10 protein-coding genes are annotated in these 11,277 nt (G+C 73.9%); 8 read left to right on the top strand and 2 right to left on the bottom strand.

Annotation, left to right across the window (positions count from 1 at the left end; all coding sequences use genetic code 11):
- Positions 1–158 precede the first annotated feature (158 nt).
- Both ACFPM7_RS23810 and ACFPM7_RS23805 read right to left on the bottom strand, forming a co-directional pair.
- The gene (locus ACFPM7_RS23810) at positions 159–854 is read right to left on the bottom strand and encodes a response regulator transcription factor (RefSeq protein WP_378249962.1); all 696 of its coding nucleotides are present in this window, start codon (positions 852–854) and stop codon (positions 159–161) included.
- A 185-nt stretch (positions 855–1,039) separates the two neighbouring features.
- Positions 1,040–1,453 carry a hypothetical protein gene (locus ACFPM7_RS23805; protein WP_378249961.1) on the bottom strand — a complete coding sequence of 138 codons (414 nt, stop codon included), beginning with the start codon at positions 1,451–1,453 and terminating at the stop codon, positions 1,040–1,042.
- Between the two features lie 58 nt (positions 1,454–1,511).
- On the opposite strand from ACFPM7_RS23805, the gene ACFPM7_RS23800 reads away from it, so the two are divergent.
- The 8 genes from ACFPM7_RS23800 (at position 1,512) to ACFPM7_RS23765 (ending at position 11,269) form a co-directional block, all read left to right on the top strand.
- Positions 1,512–2,048: a TetR/AcrR family transcriptional regulator gene (locus ACFPM7_RS23800; protein WP_378249960.1), complete on the top strand. Its 537-nt coding sequence runs from the start codon at positions 1,512–1,514 to the stop codon at positions 2,046–2,048.
- 170 nt (positions 2,049–2,218) lie between these two features.
- Entirely contained in the window at positions 2,219–2,407 is a 189-nt protein-coding gene (locus ACFPM7_RS23795; RefSeq protein ID WP_378249959.1) for a thiomuracin/GE37468 family thiazolyl RiPP peptide, read from the top strand.
- A 58-nt stretch (positions 2,408–2,465) separates the two neighbouring features.
- Entirely contained in the window at positions 2,466–4,904 is a 2,439-nt protein-coding gene (locus ACFPM7_RS23790; protein WP_378249958.1) for a hypothetical protein, read from the top strand.
- The gene (locus ACFPM7_RS23785) at positions 4,901–5,737 is read left to right on the top strand and encodes a lantibiotic dehydratase C-terminal domain-containing protein (protein ID WP_378249957.1); all 837 of its coding nucleotides are present in this window, start codon (positions 4,901–4,903) and stop codon (positions 5,735–5,737) included. The genes ACFPM7_RS23790 and ACFPM7_RS23785 overlap by 4 nt, the downstream gene beginning before the upstream one ends.
- On the top strand, positions 5,697–6,719 hold the full coding sequence (locus tag ACFPM7_RS23780) for a lantibiotic dehydratase C-terminal domain-containing protein (protein ID WP_378249956.1): 1,023 nt from the start codon (positions 5,697–5,699) through the stop codon (positions 6,717–6,719). Before ACFPM7_RS23785 ends, ACFPM7_RS23780 begins: the two co-directional genes overlap by 41 nt.
- On the top strand, positions 6,716–8,029 hold the full coding sequence (locus ACFPM7_RS23775; protein WP_378249955.1) for a SagB family peptide dehydrogenase: 1,314 nt from the start codon (positions 6,716–6,718) through the stop codon (positions 8,027–8,029). Before ACFPM7_RS23780 ends, ACFPM7_RS23775 begins: the two co-directional genes overlap by 4 nt.
- Entirely contained in the window at positions 8,017–9,423 is a 1,407-nt protein-coding gene (locus ACFPM7_RS23770; protein ID WP_378249954.1) for a hypothetical protein, read from the top strand. The genes ACFPM7_RS23775 and ACFPM7_RS23770 overlap by 13 nt, the downstream gene beginning before the upstream one ends.
- On the top strand, positions 9,416–11,269 hold the full coding sequence (locus ACFPM7_RS23765; RefSeq protein ID WP_378249953.1) for a TOMM precursor leader peptide-binding protein: 1,854 nt from the start codon (positions 9,416–9,418) through the stop codon (positions 11,267–11,269). Before ACFPM7_RS23770 ends, ACFPM7_RS23765 begins: the two co-directional genes overlap by 8 nt.
- Positions 11,270–11,277 lie beyond the last annotated feature (8 nt).

The raw sequence follows: 11,277 nt of genomic DNA, 5'->3' as shown, positions 1-11,277 counted from the left end.
GGTCGTCCACGACGTTTCCACCGCTCAGCAGCGATTCGAGAGCGCGGACGGGCTGATCCGCCGACCCCCTCCGTGGAAGTGCCCGTCCGGGTACCGCGCCCGGACGCGACGACGCCGCCCGCGGGGCTCCGGGCGGCGTCGGGATGGGATCCGTTCGATCAGATCAGGTTGAGTCGTACCGCTTCCGCGGCGGCGAGCGTCCTGTTCGGGCAGTTGAGCTTGGCCAGCACGTTGCCCACGTGGCGCTTGACACCGTTGATGCCGATGCCGAGGCGTGTGGCGATCTGCTTGTTGCTGCGCCCTTCCGACAGCAACCGCAGCGTCTGGATCTCCCTCGGGGTCAGCAGGTTCCCCACCATGGCTCCGGTCTTCGTCGGTCTGCGCACCTCAGCGAGCAGCCCTGTGGTCATGGCGGCCGGGACGTGGACGCGGCCCGCGGAGACATCGCGCATCGCGCTGCGCAGCTCGACGGCGTCGAGCGCGCGCTCGATGACGAAGCCGTCGGGTTCGAACTCGACCGCCGCCGCGACGGTCCGGTGCTCGCAGTCCGCGAGGCAGATCAACACTTTCACCCCGCACGAGCGCAACTGCTGGGCGCGCTGCCTGTCGCCGTCGAGCAGCTCGGCGGCGATCAGCACCAGCTCGCCGCCGCTTCCGCGCGGCCGGTCGCGCAATGCTCCCCAGGACGGGAAAGAGCTGGCCCGCGCAACCTCGGGAAACGCACCCACCAGCGCTTGCAGGCCGACTCGGATCAGTTCGCCGGGGTGGGCGATGCTCACGGTGATGCCGAACGCGGGAGGGGGACCATCGGGAACGGGTGGGCGGGGGAGAACGGCGGTCGCAAGCGCGGGCATCGGACCTCCATGCAGGTGCTCGGCGGAACAGGACTTCCTCGGACGAGCGATTTCGCGGGCGACGGCCATGAAGACTGAATGACCCACCAACTCTGAATAGCAAACTGTCGAGCGGTGCGCGACGTCAGCCGGGTCGCAATGCACAGCGAACGAGATCGCCGGGCGCGACGATTGTCGAACGCGGGTCAGCGCGGACGGCGCGGGCGCAGGCGGGCGACGACGGCTCGCCTGCGGCGTGCGGCGTGCCACAGGACGGCGGCGACCAGCAGATACCCCGGGACAGCGTGGAAGACGACCTCCCTGGGGAGCCCGATCCACCGCAGAACCCCGGTCAGCAACGTCGCCGCTGTCGCCGCGAGCAGCACGGCGACAGCGATCCGCCGGCGTGCGGAGCCTCGCGGGAAGACGGCGCGCCGCGTGAGCAGGTGGATCGCGACAGCGGCGATCAAGGCCAGACCGGTGGCGATGTGGGCCGCCGCGACGGGAATCGTCATCCAGCAGACGATCAAGAGCAGCGCCACCGGCAGGTCGAACCACAACGCCGGCCTGCGCACCCGGAGCAGTGGTTCCGAACGCGGCACCCTTCGATTGGTGCGCATTGCGCGGACGATAGCTATAGACTGATAACCTGTCAACATGCCCGCCCGCAGGAATAGCATGCCCGCCGCCGACCGATATCAACAGATCGTAGTGGCCGCCATGCGGGAATTCGCTCGAACAGGCTATTCGGGCACGACCACCGCACACATAGCGAGCACGATCGGTGTGTCGCAGCCGTACGTGATGCGCTTGGTGAGAACCAAGCGCGACCTCTTCCTCGCCGCCTTCGACCACGCGTGCCAGACGATGGAGGACCTGCTGCGCGACGCCGTGGGCGACCTCGGCGCCGCCGCTTCCGCGGAGGCACGGCTGGACGCGTTGCGCGCGGCCGGGTACCACGGCGTGCTGGCCGACCGCGACCTGATGGGCATGATGCTGCACGCGTTCGCCGCCGCGGGCGCGGACGAGCAGGTTCGCGACGTGGTGCGCGTGCGCTATGAGCGCCTGTTCGCCACAGTTGCCGAGGTGACCGGCGGCTCCCCGGCGCAGGTGCGGGATCTGATGGCCGTCGGGTTGCTGTGGCAGGTGATCGCGGTCCTCGGCGCGGCCGGACCATCCGCCGAACGTGAATGGGCTACACCGATCCCCTGGTAGCAGGGCAAACCCGAGGGCGCTGACGATGCGCGCGGGTTGTCGCGCCCGCGGCGCGAGAAGGCGACAGATGACGTCGTCAGCGGCCGGCTGCGCGCTTCTAGCATCGGATTCGGTACCCGGTGACGTGCGGGCACCGCCGATCCCCGCACCAGTGAACCCCAGGAGGACCCATGGATGTGTCCGCGGCGGGCTTCGACGCCCTCCCCTTGGACGTGTTCGAACTCGTGGAGAACGGCTCGACGGTGGAGTCGCTGACGGCGGGGCACGGGATGGACGAGTTCGGCGCGTCCAACCAGACCTCGTGCTCGGGCTGCTGCAGCGTGATGTGCACCTGCTCCGCGGGGACGCACGAGAGCTGATCCGATCGACCGTGCGGGCGGGTGGCCGCCCGCCCGCACGCCCACGTCCGGGGGTTCCATGACAGTCACCGGTGGCGGCCCGATCGCACACCTGTCCACTGTGGAGTTTGAGCCGGTGGCACCCGCCGCCGTACGCGTCTGCGGTGTTCCCAGCACCGCCCTGCTCGATCTGCGCGGCGAGGCGACCGCCGCCGCGCTCCTCGCGGTCCTGCGGCACGACGCTCAGGTCGCCTCCGACGGCAAGCGCCTCGCCGTGGCGATCGGACGGGTCATCGGGACCACCCAGGACAACGAACTCGTGCCCCTGCTCGTGGGACTGCGGCGGGCTCTGCACTCGGCCCGCCGGCCGGGCAAGGCGGCGTGGAACGACCGGACCGCGGCGGCGATGGGGCCGGATCTGGCGGAGCGGGTCCGTGCGTGGGTGAGCGCCGCCGAGCACCGGCGCACGGCGGTCGACGTCGTCGGCGAGGCGGTCCGCCGGGACGAACCTGCGATCACGGCCGCGCTGCGGCGCCGGGTCGCGGAGCCGGATTTCCGGCACACTGTGGCGTTGGCCAGTCCGTCCACCGCGGCTGATCTCGACCGTTGGTTGGACACCCCGGGTTCTTCGCCCCCCAGGCGGTTGTTGGTCACGCTGGCCGCCTACTTGGGCAGGGCTGCGGCGAAAACGAGCCCGTTCGGCGGTTTCCTCACTGTCGGCATGGTGGGCGCGGCCGCGGGCACCAGGGACGCGCGTGTCGTCTTCGAGATCAAAGCCCTTCTGCTGCACCGTGTCAGGGAGCGCGTAGCCGAGGCCGCGGGTGCGCCGCTGCGGGTGACCCCCTCACTGCGGTGCGACGGTCTGAAAGCGGAGTTCCTGGGCAGACCGCCTGCGGAGACGATCAACCGCGTCGATCTCACCCCGGCCGTCAGGGCTGTCCTGGCCGCCGCCCCGGCCGACCGCGCGCGGCTGATCGCCGCGGCCTCCCCGCACACGAGCGATCCCGGCGCGCTGGTCCGAGCCGCTGAGGCGGCGGGCTTGCTGGAGCCGGACTTCCCGGTGCCCGACCTCGCACCGGGGCAGTTCTCGGCCTTGGCAAGCTGGTTGGAGAACCGGTCGGGCCAGCGCGCCGCCGCGTCGTCCCTGCGCGTGGTGGAGCACGCCATGACCACGGCGGCGGCACCGAGCTCGGGCGGGCGCCCGGACCTCACCGGGCAGCGGATCACCTCGGCGCTCGCCGAGGCGGCCCGGGCACTGGGCCTCGACGTCCCCCGCGGGAACCCGGTCCACCAGACCTTCGCAGCCCCGAGCGGTGTCACGGCGGACGTGCCCGCCGACCTCACCGCGCAGCTCGCGGCCGCGGTCCGGTGGCTGCTCCCCTTCGAACTGACCCTGCCACTGCGGGCGGTGGCCGCGTGGCTGTTCCGCCAGGAGTTCGGAGCCGGTGCCCGGGTGCCCGTGCTGCGCCTACACCGCCTCCTGCAAAGCGCGCTGGCGGGAGCGGGCAGCCCCACGGGCGCGGAACCGCTGGCCGCGCTGGTCGGCCGCTACGGGAGGGAGGCGCCACAGGCGCGGGAACTGGCCGCCGCGCAGCGGGCGGCGCTGGAGGATGTGGTGCTGTCGGGCACCACAGCCTCAGTCCCCGGTAGGACAGCAGCCGCCACGCCGTCGTGGGTGAGCAGGGCGCTCGGCCCCGTCCTGGCGTATGTGCAGCAGTCAGGTGAGGCGGTCGTCCTCAACGGCCTCTCGCCGGCGGATGGCCGGGGCATCCACCGCGTCCGGATGCTGGCCGCGCGGGCCGCGGGCACGGTTCCTCCGCCTGCGGTGGCCCGCCCCGGGCTGCTGCACGTCACCGGGCTCTTCGGGTCGGCCTTGAACCACCACGCTCCTACCTCCGGTCTGCACCTGCGCTACCCGGGCACGACGCCGGACGCGCCCGACACGGACATCGTCGACCTGGGTGAGCTGTTCGTCCGGATCGGCGAGGACGAGGACCTGCGGTTGGTGGCGGCGGGCCACGGCGACCTCGTGCCCTCCCACGCGGGGATGATGTCCGCGCTGCTGCTCCCGCCCGCCGCGCGGATGCTGGTCCAGCTCTTCGGCCCGCTCGGCCACTTCCCCCCTATCTGGACGGTGTTGGGCGAGCAGGGCGGACGTGTCACCTGCGGCCGGGTGGTGCTGCGGCGCGAACGCGTCTGTGTGGACGCGGGCGACCTGCGCCCGACCGGCGGCAGGCCGGGGGACGCGGCACATCTGGTGCGGCTCGCGCGCCTGCGTGCCCGCCTCGGCGTCGGGGAGCGCTGCTTCGCCAAGGCCGCGGGGTGGGCGGGCGACTCACCGGAGTGGTCCTCCGCGAAGGCCCACAAGCCCTTGCCGGTGGACTTCGCCTCGCCGCTGTCGGTGGCCGGGCTCGACCGGCTGGCGGCCAAGTGCGGCCGGGTGGTGCTGGAGGAGGCCCTGCCCGACCCGCTGGACACGCCCCGGGTGCACGAGCTGGTCGTCGAGGTGCCCGGATGAGCCCGCGAACCTGGATCGCGCTGCACGCCTATCACACGGGGGCCGTCGACGGACTGGTGCTCGCCGCCGCACGGGCCGCCGCGGAACTGGGTCCGTGGTTCTTCCTGCGCTACTGGGACGGCGGACCGCACGTGCGCGTCCGAGTCCTCACCGATGACCCCGGACGGGCCTCCGCGGCGCTGCGCACCGCGCTGATCGAGCACCTGCGGCGCAACCCGAGCACCGACTGGCCTTCGGAGAAGCGGTACGGCCTCGAAGCAGCCGCGCTGGCGGCCGCCGAGGGTATCGTCGAGCACGCGCGGTCCCCCCGCGCGGCCGACACGGTGCATGACGAGGTCTATCGGCCCGAGCGGCGCTTCGGCGGCCCCGCAGCGCGGGTCGCGGTGGAGCGGCACTTCGTGGAGTCGACCGCGCTGGCCGTGGACGTCCTGCGCGCCGCGTCCAGCCCGGCCGTCCGGTCGACCACCGCCGCGCTGGCGCTGCTCACCACCTGGAGCCGGTGCCCAACCGGAGCACGCTGGGTGCCCACCGGGCCGGGGTCGACGCCGATCCCCCGCGCCGTGGTGACCGCCGCACAGCACCCCTCCCCCGCGGGCTTCGCCGGGAGGTGGGCCGCGTCGCTGGACCGGTTGGACGCGGTGTTGATCGCCCAGCACGGCGTCGAGCACGCTCGCTGGGTAGCCGATTACGCGGGACACCTGCTGTGCAATCGCCTGGGAATAGGGCCTGCGGAGGAAGCCTCCCTGCGCCGGGGGGCGCACCGCGCGATGGAGGACGGGGAAGGAGCGGGCGGTGGCGTGGACGAGCTTGCACCTGCACCACCACGGCGGTGAGACCGAGGCGATGATCCGGGACGTCGCGGCCCCGCTGTGCGACGCGTCCGCGAGGATGGGGACACCGGTCTACATGTTCCCGCACTGGCGCCAGGGCGACCACGTGCGAGTGAACGTGGACGCCGGTCCCCGGGTGTTGCGCTCCGTGCTGCACCCGCTGGCGGACCGGCTGATGGCCGAGTACAGCCACCAGTTCCCTTCGGCGAAGCAACGCCCGACCCGGGCCCGGATGGCGGCGGACCGGCGGCGGGCCGCGCTCGAAGACGACCGGGGCCCGCTGCTGCCGTGGGCGCCGGACAACCGGGTGGTGCGGCGGCCGCACGAGGACCGCTCGTCCGCGGTCGGCACCGTGCCCGCCGCACTGGTGCGGGCCAACCTCGTCGCGACCAACGACCTCGCCCTGCGCACCCGGCTGGGGCACGTGGGGGCGACGGCGCGCCGCGCCCTCGCTTTCGACCTGCTCGTCGTCACCGCCCTGCGCTTCGGCACCATCGGGTTGCGCCACGCCTACCTGTGCTTCCGCTCGCACGCCGAGGGCTTCCTCACCACCTTTCCCGAGGCGCGGTCGTTGCGCGCGCAGTGGCGACGGGTGTCGAAGACCACCACCCAGGCACTCGCCGAACGGGTTGAAGCGCTGGCGGGCGGAGCCGTCGCGGAAGCTGCTGAGCTCTGGGCGACCGCCACCGGCCCCAGCCACGCCGAGGCCGCGGAGCTGGCCGAGTCCGGGGCTCTGCGACTGGAGCGCACGACCGAGCGACTGGCGGTCAGCCCCTTCCACACCGCGATGGGCGCGACTCCCGCTTTCCGGGAGCACGTCGAAGGCCAGTCCTGGTACAGCGCCTATCGGGTCGCCCTGAACCTCGCCTACCTGCACCTCACCCGGGTCGGGCTCGCCCCTGCCGACCGGTTCCTGATCTGCCACCTGGTCGCCGACGCGGTGGAGCGCGCATTCGACCTGCCAGGGACGGAGCCCGCGGAGTGAGCGGGTGGACGCGGGAGTTCGCGCTCATCCACGGCGTGTTCCTCGTCGCCTCCGAAACCGGACCACGCAGCCTGGCCCGTGCGGGAGGTGCCATCGAGCTACCCGCCTTCGGCGGACGGGAAGACGCCGTGGTCCGGGCACTGGGCGGTGGATTCGTGTCGGAGGCGCACCTGTGCGCCCTGGTCGCCGCTGACGAGCGGACCGCGCTGCGGCACCTGGTGACCAAGCTCCACCGGGAGGGCTGGTCGAGGGTGCGCGTCAGTCGCGGCGGGGCACCCGCTTACTCGGTGGAGCCGTACCCCGCGGCTGCGGACGACAACCGGGGAGCCCCCGTTCCGCGGTCAGCCCAGCTTTCCCGGCACGCCCACCTGCGGCGCGACGGCGACGACCTGGTGGTCGAATCGCCGCGCGCGCGAGCGCGGTTGCGGCTGCACGACCCGGCGCTCGTCGCGGCCATCACGCGGCCAGTCGACCCGCCGGGACGCGACGCGCCGCCATGGATGACCGCCGACCTGGTGAGCGCCGGGTTGGCCGACCACGCCGACGGGGCCGACGGGGCCGACGGGGCCGAGCTGAGCCCGCACGAGGAGTGGTTCCACGCCCGCAGCCACCTCGGCGCGCCGACCACCACCACCCCGCCCCCGCTGCGCCGCGCCCCGATGGGGCGGCCGGTCCCGCTGCCCGTCCCCGCCCCGGTACCCGAATGGGGCCTCAGCACCGCCCTGAACCAGCGGAGATCCGTGCGCGAGCACGACGACGACCACCCGATCACGGCGGCCGCGCTGATCGCGTTGCTGTCCCACGCGGTGGGCGTCCGCGAGGAGTTCGCCGTCGACGGAGTCGACCTGGCCCGCAGGCCGTACCCGTCCGGGGGCGCGCTGCACGAGTTGGAGTTCTTCCCCGTCGTCGGCCGCGCGGCGGACCTGGCCCCCGGCGCCTACCGCTTCGACCCGTTCGGCCCGGGCCTGGAGGCGGTCGCACCCGAGGGAGCTGCCCAGCGACGTGTGCTCCGGGCAGCGGCGACCGCCATGGGCGCGCCGCGCCCCCAAGTGCTGCTCGTGTGCACGGCGCGGGTCGACCGGATCGCCTGGCGCTATCCGGACCTGGCCTACTCGCTGGTCCTGCGCCACGTGGGCGCCGCCCAGCAGACGCTCTACCTGGTGGCCACCGCCATGGGCCTGGCTCCCTGCGCGCTCGGCGGAGGTGACCGGCGCGCGTTCGCCGAGTTGACCGGCACCGACCCGCTGCGGGAGCCCGCGGTGGGCGAGTTCGCCATCGGATCGAGGAAGGGTGCGACATGGGGCTGCTGATCGATCCCACGGCGCGATTCGTGCGCACCGACCGCGGCGCCCTGGTCGTCACGGCGCGCGGGGCGCGCGAGGTCTCGGGTGCCCACGCGTTCGCGTGGCTCTCGGCGCTGATGCCCCTGCTGGACGGCGCGCTGGACCGCGAAGCCGTGCTCGCGCGGACGGCAGGGCCCCGCCGTGCGGCGTTGGCGGCGCTGCTGGACGTGGTCGCCGAGGCGGGCTTGGTGACCGATTCCGGATCAGCACGGGCACCGGGCCGGGCGGTGGCGGTGTCCGGCGGGCTGGCGGAGCGGGTGGCCACCGCGGCACGACGGGCAGGGGTGCCCGCGACCCCATCGCCCGGTGGGGGAACCTGGTCGGCGCGGCTGGTGGGCGATGGCTGGCGTGGGGAGCTGCGCTCGTGCCGCGACGCCGTCTGGCTGTTGCTGCCGGGGGGAGGCTCCCCGGCTCCTCGGTGGACCGCCGTCCGCGCCAGGGCCGCCGCGTGGGGCGATCAGCTGAGACCCGGGAGGGCTCCCGCGGACGCGGTGGCTGTGGCGGCGGCGCGGCTGGTGGCCGAGCACCGGGCCTGGCTCGCGGGTCGGGGCCGGTCCGCGCCTGTGGCACTGCGGATCCACGGAGACACCCTGGCGGCCGCGGCGCACCGGTGCCCTCGGGCGCGGGGACGATCCAGCTCCGCGGAACCGCTGGACCTCGCGGAGTTCGACCGGCGCACGGACCGGCTCTGCGACGACCGCCTCGGCGTCATCGGCAGACCGTCCGAGGGCGGGCTCCGCCAACTCCCCCTGCACATCAGCGCGGTCGCCGCCCCGGCCAGACCTCTCTCCACCGCCGTGGGCGCGGACTTGCCGTCGGCGCGGCGGCGCGCGGCGGTCACCGCCCTGTTGGGCGCGGTAGCACCCGCTGTCCCGCTCGGCGCGGCCGTCGGGCTCAGCGCCGACGATGCCAAGCTGTGCGGCCTGCTGAGCTGGACGGCGCACCTGGCCGTGGGCGAGGACGGCGTCCCCACGACCCCGACCGACCCGTACGCCGCGCACCTGCTGCGGCAGCTGGGCCACCTGGTCGGCCGTCCGCCGGGGTGGCGGGACCTCGGCGAACCTCTGGGGGCTCCGACTCTGCGCGCGGACGGGATCACGGTCAGCGGCGCGAGCAGGCACCACGCGGAGCGGGAGCTGGCCGAACGCCTTGTCGCACGCGCTCAGCACCCCGGCGCTGAGCACGCGGCACCCCTGTCTCCCGGCCTTGTCGGAGAGCGCGTGGACCCGCGGGTTCCAGCCCGCATCGAGCACGCCCTCCGCGCGGCCGGGTGGGTCGTCCGCGTCCGCGGCCTCTCCGATGACGCCGCCGTGCGCGCCGCCGTGCCGCACCTGCTGGCAGTGGAGGTGCACCGTGGTTGACGTGCGGGGCAGCGGTCGGCTGGCCGAGGCGTTGCGCGCCGAGCTGGACGGGGAGGCGGAAGTGGTGGTCGCGGCTTTCGACAGCGGCCCCGGCGCTCGGCTGAGCGGGATACGGGCGGTCACCGACGGCCGGCCGCTGCTGGTGGTGCGCGCGGAGTGGTCCAGAGTGGCGTTCGGTCCCTTCGAGCGGGAAGGCAGGCCCGGCTGCACCGAATGCGCGGCGCGGAGGGCGCGCAGGTCCGACCCCGGCGGCGCGGCCCTCGCCGGCATGGCCTCGCGGGAACCGACCCCCGGCTTGGCGGGTCCGGTCGCCCACCTCATTGGCGAGCTGGTGGCCTCCGACGTGACCAGGCTGGCCGACGGCGCAGCGCGCGCGGACGGCGCGGTGGTGACCGTCGGGGTGGCCGATCTGGACGTCGTGGTGCACCCCCTCGTGGCGGACCCGCTCTGCCCGGTGTGCGCAGACCTCCCCGAGGACACGGCGGAACGGGCCGCCGTACACCTCTCACCGACACCGAAGCGGTCCGCGGCGCGCTACCGGGGCCGTGACTTCGCCCCGGGCGAGCTGGAGCGCGTCTACGTCGATGCGCGTTTCGGCGTGGTTCGCCGGGTCGACCGGTCGAGCAGCGCGGCGCTGGCGCTGGCCACCGCACCGCTGGGGCTGCCCGACGAGAAGCGCGTGGAGAACGGATTCGGCCGGTCGCTGGACTACGACTCGGCGGCGACCACCGCGGTGCTGGAGGCGCTGGAGCGCTCCGGGGGCATGCGCCCCGCAGGCAAGCGCACCGCGGTCACGGCCGCGTACACGGAAGTCGCCGACCACGCCGTGGACGTCCGCACGCTCGGCGAGCACGACCCGGTGGAACGGGTGAGCCCTGGATTCCCCTATCCCACCTTCGACCCCGATCGACCCCTGCGCTGGGTGTGGGGCCACTCCTTCGGCACAGGTTCCCCGGTGCTCGTGCCGGAGGCGCTCGCCTACTACGGGGTCGGGCACGGACCGCTCTACGAGATCTCCAACGGCTGCGCGCTCGGCGGCTCGCTCGCCGAGGCCATCGTGCACGGGGTGCTGGAGGTGGTCGAACGGGATTGCTTCCTCATGGCCTTCCACGCGGGGCTGGCCCTGCCCGAGGTCGACCCGGCAGGCGAGCGCGACGTCGCGATGCTCGCCGAGCGGTTGGCGCACACCAGCGGGTTCCGCGTTCGGCTCTTCGACGCCACCACCGAGAACCGGGTCCCCGCCGTGTGGGCGGTGGCGGAGAACCCCCGGGCCGACGGGCGGGCGGCGACGGTGAGCGCCGCGGGGGCGCACCTGCGGCCCGCCTCGGCGGCGGTGGCCGCGCTGTGCGAACTGGGGCCGATCCTCGACGCCACGAACCGCAGGCTGCCCCGGGAGGCCGATCACGCGGCGCGGTTGGTGGCCGACGACGCGAATGTGCGGATCATGTCCGACCACGCCCTGCTGCACGCCCACCCGGCGGCACGGCCGCGGCTGGACTTCCTGTTGGCCCCCCGGGGCGGGCCGGTGGGGTTCACCGAGGCGTTCTGCCTGCCGGAGGAGGTGATTGGTGGCCTGGACCTGGCCGAGGACCTGCTGTCGCTGGTTCGTCGTCTCGCCGAGCACGGCGTCGACGTCGTCGTGGTGGACCAGACGACCCCGGAGCACGCTCTGGCGGGGTTGCGGTGCGTGAAGGTGCTCGCCCCGGGCATGCTGCCGATGACCTTCGGACACCGCTTCCGCCGTCTGACCGGGCTGCCCAGGCTGCGGGCGGTACCCGCGGCGCTCGGGTACCGCGGGGCGGGCGCGGCGGAAGTGTTCACGACATCCCCCCACCCCTTCCCGTAATCGCCTGG

This window comes from Actinokineospora guangxiensis (genome assembly GCF_042657845.1).
In the GTDB taxonomy this organism is placed as follows: Bacteria; Actinomycetota; Actinomycetes; order Mycobacteriales; family Pseudonocardiaceae; genus Actinokineospora; species Actinokineospora guangxiensis.
The sequence above is the reverse complement of the archived record's forward strand: the minus strand, read 5'-3'. Positions and strand labels throughout refer to the sequence as shown.